The organism is Cellulomonas fimi, from assembly GCF_028583725.1.
Lineage (GTDB): Bacteria > Actinomycetota > Actinomycetes > Actinomycetales > Cellulomonadaceae > Cellulomonas > Cellulomonas fimi_B.
This window is the reverse complement of record NZ_CP110680.1, coordinates 608,523-630,956: the sequence shown is the minus strand read 5'-3', so window position 1 is coordinate 630,956 and position 22,434 is coordinate 608,523. Positions and strand designations below refer to the sequence as shown.

The following is a 22,434-nucleotide window of genomic DNA, read 5'->3' as shown; positions in this document are numbered from 1 at the left end:
TCAGCGCCCGCGGAACGACACCCGGTACGCCTGCGGGCTGAGCCGGCGACGCCGGGCGAAGTGGTGGCGCAGCGTGTCAGCGCTGCCGATCCCCGAGCGCTCGGCGACCAGCCCCACGGGCAGGTCGGTCGACTCCAGCAGCTCCTCCGCGAGCGCGAGCCGCTGCTCCAGGAGCCAGCGGTGCGGCGTCGCGCCCGTGCTCTCGCGGAACCGCCGCACGAACGTCCGCTCGGACATGAGCGCCTGCGCGGCGAGCCGCCGCACGGGCAGGTCCTCGTGCAGGTGCCGGCGCGCCCACTCGAGCACGTCCGCCAGGTCGTCGGCCCGGACGGCGGCGGACGGCGGCTCGATGAACTGCGCCTGCCCGCCGTGGCGGTGGGTCGCGACGACCATGCGGCGCGCGATCGCGTTGGCCACGGTCGCGCCGTGCTCGAGCCGGACGAGGTGCAGGCACGCGTCGATCGCGGCGGCGGTCCCGGCGCTGGTCACGACGCTGCCCGCGTCGACGTAGAGCACGTCGGGGTCGACGTCGACGGACGGGTACCGCTCCGCGAGCAGCGGCGCGTACCTCCAGTGCGTCGCGGCCCGTCGCCCGTCGAGCAGGCCCGCCGCCGCGAGCAGGAACGCGCCCGAGCAGATCGACAGCACCCGGGCGCCGCGGTCCACCGCCCGGTGGAGCGCGTCGACGACCTCGGGCGGCGGGGCGACGGCGGCCGACGTCCACGCGGGGACGGCGACCAGGTCCGCGCGGTCGAGCCGGTCGAGGCCGTGGTCGACCTGCACCGCGTACCCCGACGTCGTCGGGACGAGGCCCGCCGTCGCGGACGCGACCGCGAAGTCGTAGCCGGGCAGGCCCTCCCACGTCCGGTCGAGACCGAACACCTCGGACAGCACCCCGAGCTCGAAGGCCGCGACCTCCGGCCCGACGAGCGCGACGACGTCGTGCAGCATGCGGCGATGTTGGCAGACGTTGCCCGAACGGCGGCATCCCTGCCAGTGGCCGGACCACCGGCGGGCTCACGACACTCGTCCGCATGACGACGAACCTCGACCTGACCTCGCACGACACCCGCGCCGCGGCGGAGCACTTCGCGGCGCGCCTCCGGTGGGCGATCGACGCCTCCGACCTGCACGCCGCCCTCGAGACCGGCGAGCCGGGCTTCGTGCTCGTCGACAGCCGCGGCGACGCCGGCTGGGCGCAGGGCCGCATCCCGGGCGCGATCCACCTGCCGCTCGCGGAGATGCGCGAGCGGGCCGCCGACGTGCTCGACCCCGACGTGCCCGTCGTGACGTACTGCTGGGGCCCGGGCTGCGACGGCGCCACGCGCGCGGCGCTCGAGCTGTCGCTGCTGGGCTACCGGGTGCGCGAGATGATCGGCGGCATCGAGTACTGGGCGCGCGAGGGGCTGCCCGTCGCGACCGACGCCGGCACCGCCCGGCGCCCGTCCGACCCGCTCACGGCGCCGGTGTCGAGCCCCGTCTGCGACTGCTGACCGCCCGCACCGCGCGGCCGCGTCCCGGCGGGCCCGGTGGGCCCGTCAGGAGCGGACGGTCGCGCGGTGCTCGACCGCGACCGTCGCGAGGGCCAGCAGCCCGGGGACGATGACGACGAGCGGAGGCAGCATCCAGACGATCACCCCGCACAGCCCGAGCGCGAGCACCAGCAGGAACGTCCCGGACAGGTCGTCGCCCGTGCGACGGCCGGCGTCCCGCAGGACGACCCGCCACACCGCGCCCGGCGTCCACCCCGCGGCGGCACGCAGCAGCGCGACGAGCAGCAGCACCGCGATCACGACCGAGACGACGCGCACCCCGGTCCCGCCCGGCAGTGCGCCCGTGCCGGCGAGGCTGACGTTGAACGCGAGCACGAGCAGCAGCAGGACGGAGCCCACGGAGACGAGCCACACGCCGCGGCACGCGAGCCGGAAGTCGTCCCACAGGTCGCGCAGGGTGTCGGGGCGACCGCCGACGTGCCGGCGCACGTGCGCGATCCCCGCGGCGAGCGCGGGCAGCGCGGTGACGACGGGCAGCGACAGGACGGAGACGGCGAGGCCGACGGTGAGCGACTCGCCGAACAGGCCGACGCGACCGCCGCCGAGCAGCGCCCGGTCGTCGGGACGCGCGCCGCCGTCGTCGGGCTCCTCGCCGTCGGGGCGGGGCTCCTCGGGGCGGCCGGTGTCCGTCATGGCGACAAGGCTCGCACGTCGGGGCGGCCCCGCCGACGCCGGACCGCCCCGCTGCGCACGCGTCATCAGCCCTTGAGGCCCTGCGTCGCGACGCCCTCGACGAGGTACCGCTGGAACAGGAGGAAGAACAGCAGCACGGGCACGAGCGCGAGGACGGCCATCGCCATCTGCGCGCCGTAGTCGGACGTCGTGGTCTGGTCGACGTAGAGCCGCAGGGCGAGCGGCATCGTCGCCAGGTCGGGGTCCTTGAGGTAGAGCAGCGGACCGAAGAAGTCGTTCCACGACCAGATGAACGCGAAGATCGAGCTCGTCACGAGGGCGGGCTTCATGAGCGGCAGCATGATCGACGTGAAGATCCGGACGTGCCCCGCGCCGTCGATGCGCGCGGCCTCGTCGAGCTCGCGTGGCAGGTTCCGCATGAACTGCACCATGAGGAACACGAAGAACGCCTCGGCCGCGAGGAACTTGCCGATGAGCAGCGGGACGAACGTGTCGACCAGGTCGAGCCGGGAGAACACGATGTACTGCGGGATGATCACGACGTGGAACGGCAGCAGGAGCGTGCCGATCATGAGCGCGAAGAACACGTTCCGGCCCGGGAACTCGATCCGCGCGAACGCGTAGGCGGACACCGAGCACGACAGCGTGATCCCGACGACCGAGCCGACCGCGAGGATCAGCGAGTTGGTGAAGAACGTCCAGAACGAGACGCCACCGATGCCGTCGAGCGCCTTCGCGAAGTTCGCGAACGTCGCCGCGTCGGGGACCAGGCTGACGTTGCCGACGATGTCGCTGCTCGGCTTGAACGACGAGGACAGCATCCAGACGGCGGGGTACAGGATGACCGCGACGATCGCGAGCACGAGGGCGTGGAAGCCGACGCCCTTGACGCGCTCGCGCGTGCGGTGCTGACGGCGCAGCTGGTCGCTGTGCTCGGTGGAGACGGGACCGCTGGGGGTCGCGGCGATGGTGGTCACTTGCCCTCCCCGGAGTAGTGCACCCAGAACTTCGAGCTGCGGAAGAAGAGCACGGTGATGAGGCCGATGACGACGACGAGGACCCAGGCCATCGCCGCGGCGTAACCCATCCGGAAGTCCTGGAAACCGCGCTGGTAGAGGTACAGCGTGTAGAAGAGCGTGGACCGCGCGGGCCCGCCGGTGCCGTTCGAGATGATGAACGCGGACGCGAAGATCTGGAACGCGTGGATCGTCTCGAGCAGCAGGTTGAAGAAGATGACCGGCGAGAGCATCGGCAGCGTGATGTTCCGGAACTTGCGCACCGGGCCGGCACCGTCGACGGACGCGGCCTCGTAGAGCTCGTTCGGGATCTGCTTGAGTCCGGCGAGGAAGATGACCATCGGCGCACCGAACTGCCACACGGTCAGCAGGATGAGCATCGGCATGGTGCGGTTGGGGTCGCCGACCCAGCCGCCCGCGGGGGCGCCGAAGATCTGGCCGATCTGGTCGACGATGCCGTCGTCGATGAACATCGCCTTCCAGACGATGGCGATCGACACGGACGCGCCGACGAGCGACGGCATGTAGAACGACGACCGGTAGAAGCCCTTGCCGCGGCGCCGGTTGTTCAGCAGCATCGCGACCGCGAGCGCGGCGATCAGCTTGATCGGCGTCCCGAAGATCACGTAGGTCGCGGTGACCTGCCACGCCTTGAGGTAGCTCGGGTCCTTGAACAGGAGCCGGAAGTTCTCGAGGCCGGTGAACTCGGGCGGCGCGAACAGGTTGTAGTTCGTGAACGCGAGGTACAGCGACGCGAGCATCGGGCCGGCGGTGAGGAGGAAGAACCCCAGCAGCCACGGCGTGAGGAAGGCGTACCCGGCGCGGGTCTCGGCGGCCTTGCGGCGCTTGCGCGCGGTGCCCGGCGGCGGCGCGGGGGCGGCGGGAGGCGTGGTCACCTCGGCGGTGAGGGTCACGGGTCGTTCCGTTCGTCTGGGAGCGGGTTCCGCTGGCGGCCGGTGTGCGGGGCCGCCGGGTGGGCGCCCCGCCCGCGGGGGTGGTGCGGGCGGGGCGCCGGTCGGCTCAGGAGGTGGCGAGCTCCGCCTCGGAGAACCACTGCGACGCGAAGTCGTCCGGCGTGATGGTGCCGTAGGCGAGCTCCTCGCCCAGCGTCTTCCACTTGGCCTCGATGGTGCCGAAGCCCTTGACCGGGATCGGGGTCGACTCGGTGACCTGCTCGGTCACGGCCTCCTCGTACGCGATGACACGGGCGTCGACGCTGCCCTCCTCGGTCTCGACCGCGGCGCGCTGCTCCTCGTCGGCGGGGACGCCCTTCGAGGTGCCGAAGATCCTGCCGACCTCGGGGTCGGTGAGGAGGAAGTTGATGAGCGTGGCCGCGGCCTCGGGGTGCTCGGTGTTCGCGCCGGCCGACAGCAGCATCGACGGCTTGAAGAACAGGTGCTTCTCACCGGGCTCGACCGACGGGATCTGCGCGAGCGCGATGTCCTGCGTGCCGGAGTCGGCGACGTAGGCGGCCAGGAAGTTGTCCCAGCTCATCTCGGTCGCGGACTCGTTGACCGTGAAGCCGCCCTTGGGCAGCAGGGACGTGCCGCGGTCGATCGGGTAGACGAGCTTGTCGGCGCGCAGGTCGGCCGTCAGGTCGAGGAACTCGACGACGTCGTCCTCGTCGAAGCCGAACGTGCCGTCGTCCTCGAACGGGGTGATGCCCTTCTGCAGCAGCCACTGGATGAAGAACCAGAACGTGCCGGTGTAGTCGACCGCGCCGTAGAGGGCGTAGCCGTCGGCGGTCTTGGCGCCGGCCGACGACGCGTCGGCGATGAACTCGTTGTAGTCCTCCCACGTGTACTCCGCGTCGTCCGGGAACTCGGCGCCGGTCGCGGCGATGACGGCCGGGTTCTGGAACATCGCGAACGTGTTGGTGGACGTCGGGATGCCGATCGTCTTGCCGTCGAGGACGCCGGACTCCGTGAGGGTCTCGTCGTAGCCCGACAGGTCGATCGTGCCGTCGTCGACGAACTCGGCGAGGTCGAGGAGCTGGCCGTTCTGGTTGAACTCGCGCAGGTAGGACAGGTCGAACTGCATGACGTCGGGGAGCTTGCGGCCCGCGGCCTCGGTCGAGCGCTGCGTCCAGTAGTCGGGGAACGCGGCGAAGCTCGTCTGCACCGTGATGTACGGGTACTGCTCCTTGAACAGGTCGAGGGCCTCCTGGTAGCGCGCGGCCCGGTCGTCGTTGCCCCACCACGTGAAGTTGATCGTGACGGGGTCGGTCGGGTTGGCGCTGGGGGCGGCGTCCTCGTCGTCACCCGAGCCGGAGGCGCAGGCGGTGAGGGAGAGTGCAGCGACCGCCGCGACGGCGGTGATCTTCCAGAGGGATCGCTTCATCGTCGGTGAGCCTCCTTGCTCGGTCAGTGAAAGCGCATTCCGGACGGTAGGTGAGCCCTCGCGGCCGTGTCAACGATTCTCGATGAAACGTTACAAAGCCGTTGTGTCGCACGCCACACCCCGGCGGCGCGCTCCACGCTACGGGACGCCGCGCGCAGTTGCGCAACTCGCCGCGTGACCGCGCGACCGGGTCGGTGTATCGTTTCAAACACTCGTTGGCGAGCGCTTACCGACGAGCGGCAGACAGCACGCCCGGGGCGCCGTAGCCTCGGGAGCACCGCACGCGCACCACCCGGCACGCGGCCCGCGGGACCCCCGCACCGCGCCACCTCCGTGCAGCCCGACGACGCGCCCAGGAGTCCCCACGGTGACCGAACGCCAGATCCCGTCGTGGTCCGAGCTCAAGCCGCTGCTGCGGCCCAAGCCGATCACGCTCAACGCGACCGACCGGCGCCTGGCCGACGCCCTCACCATCGCCGACCTGCGCTCGGTCGCGCGCCGGCGCACCCCGCGGTCCGTCTTCGACTACACCGACGGCGCCGCCGAGGCCGAGATCAGCCTGCGCCGCGCGCGGTCGCTGTTCCGCAACCTGGAGTTCCAGCCGTCGATCCTGCACGACGTGTCGGGCGTCGACACGACCACCGACTTCCTCGGCAAGCCGTCCGCGCAGCCGTTCGCGTTCGCGCCCACGGGCTTCACGCGGATGATGCACCACGAGGGCGAGCGGGCCGTGGTCCGCGTCGCCGAGCGCCGCGACATCCCCTACGCGCTGTCCACGATGGGCACGACGTCGATCGAGGACGTCGCCGCCGCCGCACCCGACGCGCGCAAGTGGTTCCAGCTCTACGTCTGGAAGGACCGCTCCGCGGGCGAGGACCTCATGGCCCGCGCCAAGGCCGCCGGGTTCGAGGCACTCATGCTCACCGTCGACGTGCCCGTCGCCGGCGCGCGGCTGCGCGACGCCCGCAACGGGTTCTCCATCCCGCCCGCGCTCACCGTCAAGACCGTCCTCGACGCCGCGACGCACCCCGCGTGGTGGCTGAACCTGCTGACGACCGAGCCGCTGACCTTCGCGTCCCTGTCCACGTGGGACGGCACCGTCGCCGAGCTGCTCGACAAGCTCTTCGACCCGACCATGACGATCGCCGACCTCGAGTGGCTGCGCGCCTCGTGGGACGGGCCGCTCATCATCAAGGGCATCCAGACCGTCGACGACGCGCGCCGCGTCACCGACGCCGGGGCCGACGCGATCGTCCTGTCCAACCACGGCGGGCGGCAGCTCGACCGCGCACCCGTCCCGCTGCGGCTGCTGCCCGACGTCGCCGAGGCCGTCGGCGACCGCACCGAGGTCTGGGTCGACACCGGCGTCATGTCCGGCGCCGACGTCGTCGCGTCGCTCGCCCTCGGCGCACGGGCCGCGCTCGTCGGCCGCGCCTACCTCTACGGCCTCATGGCCGGTGGCGAGCGCGGCGTCGACCGTGCCGCCGAGATCCTCTCCCGCGAGGTGCGCCGGACGATGGCCCTGCTCGGCGTCGCGTCCGTCGGCGAGCTCGGCCCGCAGCACGTGCGCCTGCCCTGACGTCGACGCCCCACCGACCGAGGAAGGACCCGTCCCCACGGTTTCCGCCGACCCACCCGGCGGGCCGGCGAACGACCGCGAACGCTCGTCGGGCCGCAGCGTCCTGTCCCTCGTCAACTTCCGGCTCCTCCTCGGCGCCCAGCTGCTGGGCGGCACCGGCATGTGGATGGTCCGCATGTCGACCGACTGGCTCGTCCTCGAGCTCACCGGCTCGTCGGCGGCGGTCGGCGTGCTCGTCGCGCTCCAGTTCCTGCCGATGCTCGTCGTCGGGCCGTTCGGCGGGCTGCTCGCCGACCGGTACGACAAGCGTCGCCTCGTCGAGGTCGCGCAGGTCGCCAACGCCTTGCTGGCCGCGGTCCTCGCCGTCCTCACGCTCACCGGCGCCGTCGCCGTCTGGCACCTGTACGTCGTCGCGGTGCTGCTCGGCGTCGTCGCGTCCGTCGACCAGCCGTCCCGCCAGGTCCTCGTCAGCGAGATCGTCGGCGACCGGGGCCTGCAGAAGGCCGTCAGCACCATGAACGCGATCGGCCAGGCCGGCGGGCTGCTCGGACCGGCCGCCGCCGGGTACGTCATCGCGCACTGGGGCGAGGGCTGGGCGTTCACCGTGAACGGTGTGGTCGCGCTGTGCGTCGTCGCGGTCGTCGCGTCGATGCGCGCCCGTGAGCTGCGCCCCGCACCGCGCGTCCCCCGCGCCCGCGGTCAGGTGCGCGAGGGCATCCGGTACGTGCTCGACCGGCCGCGGCTCGCGTGGGTCATCGTGCTCGCCGGGCTCATGGGGGCGCTCGGCATGAACGGGCCCGTCGTCCTCACCGCGTTCGCGCAGGACGTCTGGCACACCGGCGCCGCCGGGTTCGGGCTCTACAACGCGGTCAGCGCCGCCGGGGCGTTCGTCGGCGTCGTGCTCGGCGGGCGGTACCTGCGGCTGCGGACCCGCAACGTCGTCGTCGCGTCCGGGCTGTTCGCCGTCACCGAGGCGCTCGCCGCGCTGTCCCCCACGCACGCCGTCTTCCTCGTCATGCTCGCCGTCGTCGGTGGCGCGACGCTGCTGTTCCTCATGGCGGCGAACACCCTCGTCCAGCTCACCGCCGACCAGCCGGTCCGTGGCCGCGTGCTCGCGCTCTACTCACCGCTGCTGCTCGGCGGGCACGCGCTCGGCGGGCTGCTGCAGGGCTGGCTCACCGAGTGGCTCGGTGTGCGCGCGGGCCTCGTCATCACCGGGGCGCTCGCCCTCGTCGCGACGGCGTTCGTCGCCACGGCGCTCGCCCAGGTCGGCCGCCTCCGCCCGGCCCTCCGCCGCCACCCGTGGCCGTTCGCGATCGTCCCCCGCGACGCCCCCTCCCCCTGAGTCCGACCCGTCCCGCGCACGGCTCGTCCGTCGAGCACAACATCAGACGCGTCCCGACCCCCTCGGACGCGTCTGATGTTGTGCTCGGCCCTCCGGTGGCGGCGGGACCGGTGGCGGGACCGGCAGCGGTGGGCGGGACGGGTGGGGCGGCGGGCAATAGCGGGGTGTGACGTCGGCGACGACGGCCGGCGGCGTGGAATAGGGGTGGCGGGGGTGGTGCTGGGACTCGTATGCGTGCGATCACCTACTCCCGCTACGGCGGCGCCGACGTCCTCGAGCTCACCGAGCAGCCGACCCCCAAGGTCGGCGCCGACACCGTGCTGGTCCGCGTGCGGGCCGCGTCGGTCAACCCGGTCGACTGGAAGGTCCGGCAGGGGTACCTCGACCCGATCATGGACGTGCACTTCCCGGTCGTGCCGGGCTGGGACGTCGCGGGCGTCGTCGAGAAGGTCGGCCTCGACACCCCGGAGTACCGGGTCGGCGACGAGGTGTTCGGGTACGTCCGCAAGGACTGGGTGCACGGCGGGACCTTCGCCGAGTACGTGTCCGCGCCGGTCCGGACGCTCGCGCCCAAGCCGTCGAGCCTGTCGTTCGAGGAGGCCGCCGCGGTCCCGCTCGCCGGGCTCACGGCGTACCAGTCGATCCAGCGCAGCGGTGTGTCCGCCGGTCAGACGGTGCTCGTGCACGCCGCGGCGGGTGGCGTCGGCGGGTTCGCCGTGCAGATCGCCCGCGCGCTCGGCGCGACCGTCGTCGGCACCGCGTCGGAGTCGAACCACGAGTACCTGCGCGGTCTCGGCGCCGAGCCGGTGACGTACGGCGACGGGCTCGTCGAGCGGGTCCGTGCGGTCGCCCCCGACGGTGTCGACGTGGTCCTGGACTACGGCAGCCCGGACGCGGTCGAGACGGCACCGTCGCTGCTGCGGGACGGCGGCACGATCGCGTCGATCGTCGATGCCAAGGCCCGCGACGAGCTCGGCGGCCACTACGTGTGGGTCCGCCCCGACTCCGCGGACCTCGCGGCGCTGGGCGCGCTGATCGACGATGGCAAGGTCCGCGTCGAGGTCGCGCAGGTGTTCGACCTGGCCGACGCCGCCGCGGCGCACGAGGCGAGCGCGTCGGGCCACGTCCGCGGCAAGGTCGTCGTCCGCGTCTGACGTCGCTGCCCGGGGCTCGTCGGGCGGCGCGACCGGCCCGACCCCCGCGGCGGGCAGGACGGCCCGAGAGTGCGACCATGTCGCGCCCTCGGGCCGTCGTCGCACCTCCGCCGGAGGATGCGCGCGCTAGCGCTTCGTGATCGTGACGCGGACGGGGTCGCCGACGTCCTTGCCGAGACGCTTCCGGATCTTCGCGCTCAGCGACACCATGTGGCCGCCGGTCCCGGTGACCATCGCGCCGACGTTCTCCAGCACGACGTCGTCGACCGTCGCGTCGACGCGGACCGTCTTGCCGGTGCCGAAGAACTCCGCCGAGCCGGGGATCTCGACGCAGCTCCAGGTCTCGCCCTTGACCTCCACGCCGATGGTCGTGTCGAACTGCAGCTGCTCGGTCGTCGTCATGACGGCCACCGTACGGGTCGCCTCGGACGCACCGACGCCCCGTCCGGACAGGTCCGGGCAGGGCGTCGAGCGGTGAGAGCGCGGGCGGGCCGGTGTCAGCGAGCCGGCCCGCCCGCGCCGGTGCGTCAGCGGCGGACCACCACCTTCAGGTCCGTGCTGCTGGTCGTGCCGGCGGCGTTGGACAGCTCCGCGCGGTAGACGTGCGTCCCGACGGCCCGGCCGGTGACGGTCGTGGCCGCCTTCTGGGCGTGGACGCCGTTCGCGACGAGCGCCTGGGTGTCGATCAGCACGCCGTCCTCGTACAGCCGGTACTCGGTCGCGTTGGTGCCCCACCACAGGTTGGTCGTGACGGTGTACGTGCCGTCGCCGTCCCAGTTGTCGTGGCTCAGCACCGGCGTCGCCGGGTTCGCCTTGCTCACGACGACGGTCAGCGGGGCGGTCGTCGTCGACCCGTGCTGGTTGGCCAGCACCGCGGTGTAGACGTAGGTGCCGTTGCCCCGGCCGGCCACCTGGAAGGCGGCGGACTGCGCGGACGGCGTGGCGTCGACGAGGTCCCGCCGCGCCACCTCGACCCCGTTCTCCAGGAGCGTCACCGTGTGCGCGTTCTGCCCCCACCAGACGTTGAGCGCGACGGTGTAGGTCCCGTCGCCGTCCCAGTTGTCGGACGACAGCGCCCCGCGGGCGGGTGCACCGGTCGCCGGTCCGGGCACGCGCTCCCCCGGGCCGGGGTCCGCGCCCGTGAGCGCGAGCCGCGGCGCCGGCGGGGCCGTCATCCCCGCGCCGAGGAAGTACGACGTGTGCGGCGGCTGGTTGTAGGCGGTGTTCTGCCAGGCGACGCCGAGCCGGTACACCGGGTCGGACTGCAGGGTGCGCAGCCGGTGCTGGGTGACGTCGACGGTCGTCGCGATGCGCAGCGCGGACGAGTCCGCGAGGCGGGTGACGAGCTCCTCGCGCCAGTCACCGAACAGGTCGGCCTGGAGCGCCGGGGTCCCCTTGGTGCTGTTGTTCGACAGCGTCCCGGTCGCCCGGTAGACCTCCGTGGCGGCCCCGGCGGACGGCGACCACTTCGCGATCGTCGGCACGCCCGTCGTGGTCGTGGTGTCCCAGTCGTGGTCGGTGATCTCCCGCAGGAGGTCGCCGTCCCACCACGTGAGGAAGTTCGCCGCGGGGATGGACGTGCCGAGCAGCGTGCCGTCGGCCGCCCGGAGCTCGCCCGAGCGCGAGTTCCACTCGCCGGTGCTGACGACGGCCCACGACTCCGCGCCGGTGTGGTCCGGGTCGATGTCGCCCGAGGCGGCGCGGCCGGTGTCGCGCGTCGCCGGCATGGACCACAGCACCTCGCCGGTGCGGGCGTCGCGGAACGTCGCGCCGATGCCCTTCGACGACGGCGCCTCCTCGTGCGCGGCGAACACCTCCAGGCCGGGCCGGGACGGGTCGAGGTCGGACACGTGCAGCGCATCGCCGTGGCCGAGCCCGGTGACGTACAGCGGGTCGCCGTCGTCGTCGATCGTCATGGACCCGAAGACGATCTCGTCCTTCTGGTCCCCGTCGACGTCGGCCACGGACAGGTTGTGGTTGCCCTGGCCCTTGTACCGGTCGCCCTCGACGTCGGAGTCGAACACCCACCGCTTCACGAGCTGCGCGCCGTCGAAGTCGTACGTCGCGATGACGGTGCGCGTGTAGTAGCCGCGGCTCACGACGAGCGACGGGTGCTCGCCGTCGAGGTAGGCGACGCCGGCGAGGAACCGGTCGACGCGGTTGCCGTAGGCGTCGCCCCACGCGGACACGTCGCCGCGCGGCGGCGTGTAGTCGACGGTGTCGACCGCGGCACCGGAGCGCCCGTCGAAGACGGTGAGGAGCTCCGGCCCGGTGAGGACGTAGCCGCTCGAGTTGCGGTAGTCCGCGCGGGCGTCGCCGATGACGCCGCCCACCCCGTCGACGGTGCCGTCGGCGGTCTTGGCCGTGACCTCGGCCCGCCCGTCGCCGTCCAGGTCGAACACCTGGAACTGGGTGTAGTGCGCACCGGCCCGGATGTTGCGGCCCAGGTCGATCCGCCAGAGGCGGGTGCCGTCGAGCTCGTACGCGTCGAGGTAGACGTTGCCCGTGTACCCGGCCTGGGAGTTGTCCTTCGCGTTGGACGGGTCCCACTTGACGACGATCTCGTACTGCCCGTCGCCGTCGAGGTCGCCGACCGACGCGTCGTTGGCGCTGTAGGTGTACGGCTGGCCGTCCTTGGCGTACGCGTCGGTGGGCTTGTCGAGCGGCACGTCGAGGTGCTGCGCGTCCCACGGGCGGAACTCGGGCGTGGCCCAGCGTTCGATGCCGTCGACGACGCTGCTCACCCGGTAGACGGACGTGGCGGTGCCGCCCGCGTCGAGGGTGTTGGTCGAGCCGCCGACCGGTGCCGTGGTGAGGCGCGTGCCGTCGCGGTAGACGTGGAACCCGATCGACGCGGGGTCGGTGCCGAGCATGCGCCACCCGACGTACACGCCGCCCTCGACGACCACCGCGACCGGCGACCGGTCAAGACGTTCCGACTGCCGGGACAGCGTCGTGACCGCGGGCGACGTCACGGGGAGCGACTGTGCGGACACGCCACCGGCGTTGACCGACGCGACGCGGTAGGAGTACTCGATCGTCGTCAGCACCGTCGTGTCCGTGTAGGACGCGGTCGACGCCCGCCCGACGAGCGCGTACGGCCCGCTCACGGACTCCGACCGGTACACCTGGTAGAACAGCGCGCCGTCGACGGGCGTCCACCGCACGGTCACGTCGTTCTTGTTCACCGCGCCCAGCGTCACGCCGAACGGCACGCCCGCGACGGGCACGGACGGGTCGACGGTCGTCACGTCGAGCACGTCGGTCGGCACGGACTCGGCCCCCGACGGGTCGAGCGCGACGACGTGGTACCGGTACGCGAGGCCGACGTCGGCGGTGGTGTCGACGAACGTGGTGTCCGCCGTGTCGCCGATCACGACGGGTGCCGTCGCCCCCTCGGCCTGCCGGTACACGCGGTAGCCGGCGTTGTCGTCGGTGCCCGTCCACGACAGCGCGACGGACACGGCGGCGCCGTCGATCGTCACCCCGTCGAGCACGAGGTCCTGCGGCGCGAGCAGCAGCGGCGTGATCTCGATGCCGTTGAGCCGCGACGACGAGCCGGTCATGACGATCGAGAGCTGACCGTCGGTCACCAGCACCGGCTGCGACACCTTCTCGGAGACGGATCCCGCGCCCGCGTTCGACGCCCCCCAGTCCTTGCCCTCGATCTGCACGTTCGAGCGCGACGTGCCGATCCAGTCGCCGTTGTACGTCTTGACGGCGTACGAGCCGTCGGGGACGTCGACCGCGAACACGTGCTGCGGCCCGGGCAGCAGGAAGTCCCGCTGCAGGTCGTTCGGCGGCGTGGGGAAGTTCGTGCCGCGGTCGCGTCCGCCCATGCCCGTCGGGTCGAGCCAGCCCCACCCGGTCTCGGGCGTGTACCGGCTGTTCTGGTTCACCTCGGTGTAGCCCGGCATGACGGGCGACCCGGCGAGCTGCACGTCGAACTTGTGGAGCGCGGCCTTCGTCGTGACGCGGACCGTGGCGCTCGGCGCGGACTCGCCGCGCCCGTTCACCGCGGTGACCCGCAGGTCGTACGACGCGCCCTCGACGAGCCCGCCGACGGCGGCCTGCGCGAGCGTCGACGTCGCGACGAGCGCGTACGCGTCGTCACCGGCCGCCGCGTCCTTGCGGTAGACGCGGTACACGTCGGCACCCTCGACGGGCGTCCACGTGAGCTGCACACCCGCGTTCGAGACGTTCCCGGCGACGACGCCCGCGGGCGCGTCCGGCACGGTCGCGGGCGGCTCGAAGCCCCCGACCTCGTCCGCGAGCGGGACGTCGAGCGCCGCGACGTCGGTCGCGACGAGCCGCGCCATCTGGATCGCGCCGTACTCCTGGAAGTGCGTGTCGTCGACCGTGCCTGCGGGCCGGTTCGGGTACACGCCCGCGGGGACGTGCAGGAACACCGCCTTGGCGGCCTCCGGCCCGATCTCGTCGAGGTACGCGCGGCTCGACGCGGACAGGTCGACGAGCGGCGTGCCCGTCTCGGCGGCCAGCGCCTTCGCGGCGGCGACGTACTCGGGGAAGGACACGTTGAACACGCCGGTGGTCGCGTCGAACGAGCGCCGCGACACGGGGGTCACCAGCACCGGCGTCGCACCGCGCTGCCGGGCGCCGTCGACGTAGGTGCGCAGGTACTCGCGGTAGTCGGCGGGTGCCGCGTACCGGTCGTCGACGCCGTACGTGTTGTCGTTGTGGCCGAACTGCACGAACAGGTAGTCGCCCGGCTTGATGAGCCGCAGCACCTCGTCGAGCCGGCCCTGGCTGATGAAGTTCTTCGACGAGCGGCCGCCGATCGCGCGGTTGTCGACGACCACGTCGTCGGACAGGTAGCGGTCGATCATCTGGCCCCAGCCGGCCTGCGGCGCGTAGTCGGCGGTGTACGACTGCACCGTCGAGTCGCCGGTCACCCACACCGTCGGCTTCGGGCCCGCGGCCCGCGGCGACTGCTGCCGGATCGTGAGCGCGGCGAGCTTCGGCGCGGTCCCGCCGAAGTCGAGGTTGAGCTGCCCGTCCACCACGGCGATGTCGAACGACATCTCGAGGAACTGCCCGGCGGGCTTCGCGGTCGTCGCGACCTTCGCCATCTGCTCGGCGGTGATCGCGATCTCCGACGCCTCCGTGGCGTCGCCCGCGACCACGTCGACCGTGTAGTCGCCGGCCGGCAGGTCGACGACGAGCTCGGTGTCGCCGACCGTCACGAAGTCGGAGCGCAGCGCGTCGTCGGTCCCGCGGTCGGTCGCGGTGACCTGCGACGGGTCGACGAACCCGGCACGCGTCGTCGGGCCGTACGCGCTCGTGGCGTCGAGGCGCGTGCTGCCGGGGACGAGCGCGCCGCTGCCCAGGTCGAACGCGAGCACGCCGTCGGCGGGGAGCGTCGGGTCGGTGACCCCGTCACCCGCGAGGCTGCTGACGGTCGCGGCCGACGGCACCGACGCGCCCGCTCCCGTGAGCGTCTGCACCCGGTACCAGTGGGTCGTCGTCGTGTCGACGGCCGCGTCGGTCGCGAACACGTCGCCCGTCGTCCGCGCGACCTCGGTGTACGGGCCGGCCAGCGCGTCGGCGCGCGTCAGCACGTAGCCCGTCGCACCCGCGACCTCGTTCCAGCGCAGCGTCGCCGCACCGGGGGTCACGTGCGCGAGCCGCAGCGCGGTGGGCGCGGCGATCGTCGGGTCCGGCTCCGGCTCGGGGTCGGGCCCGGGCTCGCCCGTGACGGCGGTGACGACCACCGCGTTCACGTACCCGCCGGCGCCCGCGCCCGTGACGCCCAGCGTGAGCTGGCCGTCCGCGACCGTCGTCCGCCAGGTCCCCTCGACGGCGACCTGCTTGGTCTTGAGCGTCCCCGCGGTCGCGCCCTCGAGCGTGAGGTTGGTGGTGGTCGTGCTCGACGACGCGAGCAGGTCACCCGAGCGGACCGTCACGTCGTAGGTGCCGTTCGGCACGTCGACGACGAACGACCACGCGGTCGCGAGGACGAAGTCGCGGTCCGCGGCGTCGGTCGCGCCGCGGTCGCGGGAGATCGGCGTGACGCCGTCGGCGGGGACGATGCCGAAGCCCGTCGACGCGTCGTACCGGGTCGCCTCGGTGACCTGGCGGTAGCCGTCCGCGACGGGGCTGGTCGCGGTGCCGAGGTCGAACTTCCACGTGGCCGGGTCGCCGTCGGCGGCGTGGGCCGGCAGCGCGACGGCCGCGAAGGTTCCCGTCGCGAGCGCGGTGGTGAACGCGACGGCGGCAGCCGCGCGGCGACGACGCGCGTGCGGCCGGTCAGGGGCGGGCTCGGGCAGGGGGGTCCGGGGACGGGTGGGGCGCATGCGTCACCTTCGTGTCTCGTCGTTGAGAGCAGGGACCGACGGGCCGCGGGGTGTGAATCGGTTCAAAGGCGCGACCAGGACCATTCCTACCCACGCCGCGCGGACCTCCGCAAGAGGGACGGGGAAAGAAGTGGAAAGCGCTCACCCAGTGGACGGTCCAGCCCGCGCGCCGGCGGCTGCCGCCCGCCACCCGTCTCAGAGCCGGGCCTCCGAGGGCCGGACGCGCCGGAGGCTGCCCCGCGTCCCCGCGGAGCAGCCCCCTCGTCGGCGTCGGACGGCACCCTCACCGCCCGCGCCGTGCGCTCAGCGCGACGCCCTCCCCGTCGTCGCGCGCGCGGCCGGCCCGGTCAGCGGAGCGTCCACCGCTGCGCGCCGGTGCCGTTGCAGTCCCAGATCTGGACCTGCGTGCCCGCGGTGGACGTCCCGCTCGGGACGTCGAGGCACCGGCCCGACTGCGGGTTGCGGTAGGACCCGTTCGACTGCGGGATCCACACCTGCGCACCCGTGCTGTTGCAGTCCCAGAGCTGCACCTTGGTGCCGTTGCCCGTGCCGCCGCCCGCGATGTCCAGGCACTTGCCCTGCACGCGCAGGGTGCTGCCCGCCTCGACGAACGTCCACTGCTGCGCGACGGTGCCGTTGCAGCCCCAGATCTGGACCTTGTTGCCGTTGGTCGTCCGCTGGGCGTCGTTGTCCAGGCACATGCCGTTGGCGTTGACGAAGGCGCCCGCGGTCGTCGAACCGCCACCGCCGCCACCGCCCGTGCCGCCGCCCGTGAACGGGCTCAGGACGAGGCCCGCGGAGCGCGGGTCGCCGTCGTGCACGAGCGACTCGAACGCGCCCACGTCGTCGAACGCGAACGCGTACGCCTTGCCGTCGGCCATCGCGGCGTGGATCGCCTTCGCGTACTGATTGGTCGGGTTGCTCTTGTAGAAGTCGGCCGCGTTCGTGCTCGGCTGCGTGTCGACCGTGCCGAGCGTGCCGCGGTTGAGCGCCGCGCAGAGCGTGCGGGCGATCGGCCCGACGACCTGGTCGTTCGGGGCGTGCAGGTTGCCGTCGCAGCCCCACACGTCGGCGCTGCTGGGCTTGCTGAACGACGCGACCTGCGCACCCGACGCGTTGGTGAAGCGCATGACGTCCCCGCTCGTGCGGCCGAAGTACTTGACGTTCGGCTGGTCGCCGAACGGCACGACCGTCAGCGTCTTCGACGTGTACGCGTTCCACGCCGACGTGATGTACGGGTCGAGGTAGGTCGCGCCCAGCAGGCCGGCGCCCGCCGCCTTGCCCGGCGCGAGCACGCGCAGGACCGTGCCGTCGGACCGGGTCACGACGCTGCCCGACCAGCCCGGCTGGGACTTGAGCGCGTTGATCACCTGGTCGCGACCGTTCGCGACGACGTCGCCGGTCCGCTTCGTCGCGCCGCTCGCGCCCGTGACCGTCACGGCGTGCGGGATGGCGAACATGTCGACCTGCGAGCTGTTGAGCCAGAGCCCGGAGTCGTTGTAGGTGAGCTCGCTCCAGTCGAACAGCACGTCGCGGCTCGGGTCACCGCCGGCCCACGGCGCGGGCTGCACGAGCCCGTCGGGCGTGAGGAAGAACGGCAGCTTCGCGCCCATCGAGAAGTAGATGCGGCCCGAGAACCCGCGCGGCACGTTGATCGTGCGCGTGCTGCCGTCGGCGGGTCCGGCGATGGAGACGTCGGGGGCCGGCGACGGCGGGTTGGAACCCGCCGGCCACGGCGTGAACGTGCCGCCCGCGTTCACGTAGCCGAGGCGGCCCGTCGCGAGGTTGGTCCCGAGCACGTACAGGTGGACCGCGTCGCCGCGCCCCGTGCTGTTCGTGACGGTGACGGGCAGGACCGACGGCCCGACGGCCTGCGCCGCGGTCGTGGCGGTGAGCGTGAGCGGGACCGCGAGGGTCGCGGCGGCGAGGACGCCGAGGGCGGTTCTGAGTCTGCCGATGCGCATGCGATGACCTTCCGGGGAGGGGGTCGGAGGGCGTCCGCCCGGGTCGCGGGTGCAGCCCGGGGCGGGCGATGACACGTGTCACCCGACCGACGGCGCGCAGTCGCTGCTCGTCGTCCGGTGGTCGGGCGCGATGGAGTGCGACCGGAGGCCGCTCTCGCGCGGTGCGTCCCGCAGCGGTCGGGCGACGATGCCCGACGACCGTGGGTCGCGGTGGTGCCACGCCACCGCGCGACGAGACCGAGCAGCACCCTCATTGGTTACTGACAGGCAGGTAAGCGTGATGACCCGAGTCATCTTGGCGTTTACCCGAATGGCCGTCAAGCGAGCCCTCCGTCGTCCCGCTCACCCCATCAGGCACTCACCTCAGGACGCTCCCCGCGCGTCGTGGCCTCGCGCCTCGCAGGCACCGCTCGCGTCGGGCGATTTTCGCCCTTATGTCCCACCCGGCACACGGGGCACAATGGCGGCACGCTGCTGATCCGAGGGGGCCGTCCGGTGTCGAGCGAGACGCACGAGAGCGATCAGGGGAAGGTTCCGGAGCCGGGACCGACAGAGCGCCCCGCCTTTCTGCAGTCGGTCAGCATCCGAGGGCCGCACCGGCCGCGGGACCCCGAGCCCGACGATGAGTGACCAGGGCTCCGTCTACGCGGCCTACATCGCGAGGAACCTGACGAACGAGCGCGAGCGGCGCACCGCGCTCGAGGCGCGCGCGGGCACCGTGACGTCGACGTCGGCGGCCCTCGTCGCCCTCGTCGCGACGGTCGGCGCCTGGCTCGGCGGCAGCGGTCGCACGTACGCGACGGGCACGGTCGCCGCGGTCGTCGTCGCGCTGGCGCTCTTCATCGCGTCGGCACTCCTCGCCCTCGTGTGCGGGCAGCTCCGGCCCTACCAGGTCCCGGACCCGGCGACTCTCCAGGCGTTCATCACGGTCTCCTGGACGGACACCGAGGTCACGGCGCGCAACAACGCGGCATGGCTGGACCTGGACACGCTCACGACGCTGCGCGAGGGCAACGGGACCAAGTCACGGGCGCTCGACTGGTCGCTGCGGGCGCAGCTGCTCGCCCTCGCCGCCCTCGGTGTCGCCGTGGCCTGGGAGCTCGCCTCGACCTGACCGCGCCGACGGCCACGGTCGCGCAGCGACCCGCCAGGGGAGGGATCCAGATGACGACGGACGGGCCTGACGCGGGCGGCGTCGCCGACCTGGTCACCGCGCTCCGCACGTGGCGCGCCTCGGTCGGTGCGGACGACGGCACACCCGTGCCCGCCGAGGTCGACGACCTGGCACGTCGGCTTCAGCAGACGCTCGACGCGGCCACTCGCGGAACCGTCGACCGCCGGTCGGCGGTCTTCGCCCACCTCGAGCTCGGCTGGTGGCACCACCTCCACAGCTGGGGTGCGGACGGCGAGCGCGACCGGCGCGAGTTCTCCGTCGGGGTCAACCACTTCTCGCTCGCGCGGCTGCTGTCGAACGACACCGTCCCCGCCGCCGCCCTTCCCTCCGAGGTCGCCCGCTGCGCTCGGGACGAGCAGCCCGACGGCACGTGGCAGATGCTGACCTGGTTGAACGCCGACGAGGCCCGCCTCCAGGTCCTGCTGCAGACCGTGGACACCGTCGAGCCGTACCGGGCCCTCGTGGCAGTCCGACGACGGCTGCTCGCCGCCCACGACCACGGCGACGAGCAGGACCGCTTCGGGCGCGTGGGGTCGTTGGCGTCGGCCGTGCGGATGCTCGGGACGCGCACTGCGGACCGGACGCTGCTCGACGAGGCGGCGGCGCTGCTGCGGTCGTTGTTGGGCGCGGGCCTCGATCCCACGCACGAAGCCGTCGTCCGGACGAACCTGTCGAACGTGCTCTGGGAGCTCTACGGGGTGACGAACGAGGTCGGGCTGCTGCACGACGCCTGGACGAGCGCGCGGACCGCGTGCGCGCTGGTCGAGGACCTGCCGGAGCGCCGGCTCACCGCGATGACCACGATGGCCAGGGTCGGTCTCGTGCTCTACCAGGCGACCGGAGAACCGGACGTCCTCACGACGTCGCTCGCCCAGGCACGGTCGGCGTTCGACGACGTCACGGAGGAGCGACCCGAGGCGTCGACGCTCGCCGTCACGCTCGCTCAGCTCTTGACGTGGCGGTACGCGCTGACGGGGCAGACGGACGACCTCGACCGCCGGGTCGAGCTCGGCCGCTACGCGGTCCGCACGGCCGGACCGGTGAAGCAGCTCGTCTTCGCCCACGCCGCCCTGGCCGAGGCACTGAGCGGCCGGTACTGGCAGCTCGACGACCCCGTCGACCTCGAGGAGGCGGTCGAGAACCAGCAGGAGGCTGTCGACCTGCTGGAACCCGACGACCCTCGACAGCACGAGATGCGTTCCAACCTGGCCGTCCAGCTCCGCGCACTCGGAGCGCTCCGTCGCTCGCGAGAGCTGGTCGACCGAGCGGTGGACGAGTCGGCGCGCGCCCTGGAGCTCTGCCGTCCGGACGACCCGGGCCGCCCTCGCACGCTCGAGACCGCCGCCTCCGCGCTCGTGACGCGCTACGAGCTCCTCGACGACCTCGCCGACCTGGACACCGCGGAGGAGCGAGCACGCGAGGCGGTCCGCGTCACGCGCGAGATCGATCCCGAGCTGGCCCGGCGGCACGGCCACCTCGCCCGGATCCTCGAGGCCCGGCTCTTCGTCGACTGGGACACCGCCCGGGTCGACGAGCTCGTCGGCGTCGGCGAGGCAGCGGTCGCCGCGTGCCAGGCGACGGCCACCGAGTACGTCGGGCACGTGTACGCGCTCGCCTGCTTCCACGTGCACCGCTACCGCGCGCTCGGCGACGAGGCCGCAGCGCACAGCGCCCGTCGACTCTTCGCCGACGCCGGCGCGCATCCTCTGGGACCCGCCGAGCTCCGGTACAAGGCGGCGGTGGAGTCCGCCCGGCTCGCGGAAGCGCTGGGGGATCGGGACGAGGCCTACGCCGGGTACCGAGCGGCGTCGCGCCTCCTCGCCGAGCTCGCGTGGCGCGGGGTGCCGCTCTCCCGCCGTGTCCGCGCCCTCGCCGGCCACGGGTGGGTGGTGTCCGCGGCCGCCGAGCTCGCGCTGGAGGCAGGCCGCACCGACGACGCGCTCGACGTCCTCGAGGAGGGCCGGCAGCAGATCTGGCAACAGGACTCCGAGCTCTCCGGTGACCTGTCGACGCTGCGACGGATCGACCCGGGACTGGCCGCCGACGTCGAGGCCGCACGGGCGCTGCTCGCGAGGGCCGAGCACGCACCGGGGGCGACCGCGACGGCCGATCACGTGGCGCCGGCCGGCGCGGCCGTGCGCGACACCGTCGGTGAGCAACGGCGCACCGCGCTCGCCCGTTGGGACGAGGTCGTGGCACGCGCGCGCACGCTGCCCGGCCTCCACGACCTGCTCCGGCGTCCGGCCACGTCGGAGCTCATGCACGCGCTCGGCGAGCGGCGTGTCGTCTACGTCGTCGCCGGCCGGCGGTGCGGCTACGCCCTGCTGCTCCGTGACGGTGAGCTGCGGTCGCTCCGCCTGCCGCGCGCGACCCGGGCCGCGGCCGAGGAGGCGGCGCGCGCCGCACGGGACGCGCTGGACCGTCTCGGCGACACGGAGCCGGAATGGGTCGGCACGGAGATCCGCCACCTCCTGGAGTGGTGCTGGTACGCCGTCGTCGCGCCCGTGCTGCGCGCGCTCGACTGGATCGACGCGCCGGACGGCGCCGAGGAGCTCGCGTCGCGGCGGCTCTGGTGGTGCCCGACCGGGCCGCTCGTCTCGATGCCGCTCCACGCTGCACAGAGCACCGGCGAGGGAACACTCGGCGTGATCACCGCCCTCGAACGGTGCGTCTCGTCGTTCACCGGGAGCCTCGCCGGGCTGGCGGGAGCCGTCCGACGCGCCACCGACGCGGCCCCCGCCACGGAGGTCGCCCTGGTCGGCTGCGCGACCGGGGTCGCCGACCATCCGCTGGCCCACGTCCACGACGAGCTGGACGCGGTGGCCGCCCACGTGCGCGCCGGCGAGCGGCGTGACGAGCCGGCCCCCACCGTGGCCGCCGTCCTCGACCTCGTCGAGCGGGCGCCCGCCCTCCACATCGCGTCGCACGCGCGCAGCCAGGACCGCGAGACGACCGCGGCGCTCCTGCTGCACGACGGCGCACTCGAGCTCCCCATGCTCGGTGCGCGCCGGCCGGCGCGACCCGCCTGGGCGTTCGTCTCGGCATGCGGCACCGCCGAGGCGGAGCCCGGCACCGCCGACGAGCACCTGACGCTGGCCGCCGGGTTCCAGGCGGCCGGCTACCCCTACGTCGTCGGGACGCTGTGGAGCGTCGTGGACGACGTCGCCGTCGAGACCGCCGGGGCGGTCTACGGCCACGTCGTGCATCCCGACGGGATGGACCTGTCGCGGACAGCCGCGGCGATGAGCTCGGTCAGCCTCGACCTCCGACGCCGGTACCCCGCGTACCCGTTCCTCTGGGCCGGCCACGTCCACTTCGGCCCCGACTGACGGCTCCGCTCGCGAGCCGTCGCCGCCTCGGCG

At 73.1% G+C, this 22,434-nt stretch carries 14 protein-coding genes; 6 read left to right on the top strand and 8 right to left on the bottom strand.

Annotated elements, in window-relative coordinates:
- Complete coding sequence (locus OOT42_RS02865) at nt 1-951, bottom strand: helix-turn-helix domain-containing protein (RefSeq protein WP_273653448.1); 951 nt, start codon at nt 949-951, stop codon at nt 1-3.
- Nucleotides 952-1,034: 83 nt separating this feature from the next.
- Between OOT42_RS02865 and OOT42_RS02860 the strand changes: the two genes are divergently transcribed.
- Nucleotides 1,035-1,493 carry a rhodanese-like domain-containing protein gene (locus OOT42_RS02860; protein ID WP_273653447.1) on the top strand — a complete coding sequence of 153 codons (459 nt, stop codon included), beginning with the start codon at nt 1,035-1,037 and terminating at the stop codon, nt 1,491-1,493.
- Between the two features lie 45 nt (nt 1,494-1,538).
- Here the strand turns inward: OOT42_RS02860 and OOT42_RS02855 are convergent, their stop codons facing one another.
- From OOT42_RS02855 to OOT42_RS02840, 4 genes are all read right to left on the bottom strand, one after another.
- Complete coding sequence (locus OOT42_RS02855) at nt 1,539-2,186, bottom strand: hypothetical protein (RefSeq protein WP_273653446.1); 648 nt, start codon at nt 2,184-2,186, stop codon at nt 1,539-1,541.
- Nucleotides 2,187-2,251: 65 nt separating this feature from the next.
- Nucleotides 2,252-3,106 carry a carbohydrate ABC transporter permease gene (locus OOT42_RS02850; protein WP_273654766.1) on the bottom strand — a complete coding sequence of 285 codons (855 nt, stop codon included), beginning with the start codon at nt 3,104-3,106 and terminating at the stop codon, nt 2,252-2,254.
- Between the two features lie 53 nt (nt 3,107-3,159).
- Nucleotides 3,160-4,116 carry a carbohydrate ABC transporter permease gene (locus tag OOT42_RS02845; RefSeq protein ID WP_423775956.1) on the bottom strand — a complete coding sequence of 319 codons (957 nt, stop codon included), beginning with the start codon at nt 4,114-4,116 and terminating at the stop codon, nt 3,160-3,162.
- 106 nt (nt 4,117-4,222) lie between these two features.
- Nucleotides 4,223-5,542, bottom strand: coding sequence for an ABC transporter substrate-binding protein (locus tag OOT42_RS02840; RefSeq protein WP_273653445.1), 1,320 nt, complete (start codon nt 5,540-5,542; stop codon nt 4,223-4,225).
- A gap of 367 nt (nt 5,543-5,909) precedes the next feature.
- Here OOT42_RS02840 and OOT42_RS02835 point away from each other — a divergent pair, with 367 nt between their 5' ends.
- The 3 genes from OOT42_RS02835 to OOT42_RS02825 all read left to right on the top strand — a co-directional run bounded on the left by OOT42_RS02835 (nt 5,910) and on the right by OOT42_RS02825 (nt 9,620).
- Nucleotides 5,910-7,121: an alpha-hydroxy acid oxidase gene (locus OOT42_RS02835; protein WP_273653444.1), complete on the top strand. Its 1,212-nt coding sequence runs from the start codon at nt 5,910-5,912 to the stop codon at nt 7,119-7,121.
- Nucleotides 7,122-7,224: 103 nt separating this feature from the next.
- Nucleotides 7,225-8,466, top strand: coding sequence for an MFS transporter (locus OOT42_RS02830; RefSeq protein ID WP_423775995.1), 1,242 nt, complete (start codon nt 7,225-7,227; stop codon nt 8,464-8,466).
- 230 nt (nt 8,467-8,696) lie between these two features.
- The gene (locus tag OOT42_RS02825; RefSeq protein WP_273653442.1) at nt 8,697-9,620 is read left to right on the top strand and encodes an NADP-dependent oxidoreductase; all 924 of its coding nucleotides are present in this window, start codon (nt 8,697-8,699) and stop codon (nt 9,618-9,620) included.
- Between the two features lie 126 nt (nt 9,621-9,746).
- Here OOT42_RS02825 and OOT42_RS02820 read toward each other — a convergent pair whose 3' ends face one another.
- From OOT42_RS02820 to OOT42_RS02810, 3 genes are all read right to left on the bottom strand, one after another.
- The gene (locus OOT42_RS02820) at nt 9,747-10,022 is read right to left on the bottom strand and encodes a DUF1905 domain-containing protein (RefSeq protein WP_273653441.1); all 276 of its coding nucleotides are present in this window, start codon (nt 10,020-10,022) and stop codon (nt 9,747-9,749) included.
- A gap of 125 nt (nt 10,023-10,147) precedes the next feature.
- A complete protein-coding gene (locus OOT42_RS02815) occupies nt 10,148-15,934 on the bottom strand; it encodes a GDSL-type esterase/lipase family protein (protein ID WP_273653440.1) in 5,787 nt (1,928 codons plus the stop codon).
- A gap of 347 nt (nt 15,935-16,281) precedes the next feature.
- A complete protein-coding gene (locus tag OOT42_RS02810; RefSeq protein ID WP_273653439.1) occupies nt 16,282-17,898 on the bottom strand; it encodes a beta-1,3-glucanase family protein in 1,617 nt (538 codons plus the stop codon).
- A gap of 622 nt (nt 17,899-18,520) precedes the next feature.
- Between OOT42_RS02810 and OOT42_RS02805 the strand changes: the two genes are divergently transcribed.
- Complete coding sequence (locus tag OOT42_RS02805) at nt 18,521-19,012, top strand: hypothetical protein (RefSeq protein WP_273653438.1); 492 nt, start codon at nt 18,521-18,523, stop codon at nt 19,010-19,012.
- 50 nt (nt 19,013-19,062) lie between these two features.
- Nucleotides 19,063-22,401 carry a CHAT domain-containing protein gene (locus OOT42_RS02800; protein WP_273653437.1) on the top strand — a complete coding sequence of 1,113 codons (3,339 nt, stop codon included), beginning with the start codon at nt 19,063-19,065 and terminating at the stop codon, nt 22,399-22,401.
- The last annotated feature ends 33 nt before the right edge of the window (nt 22,402-22,434 follow it).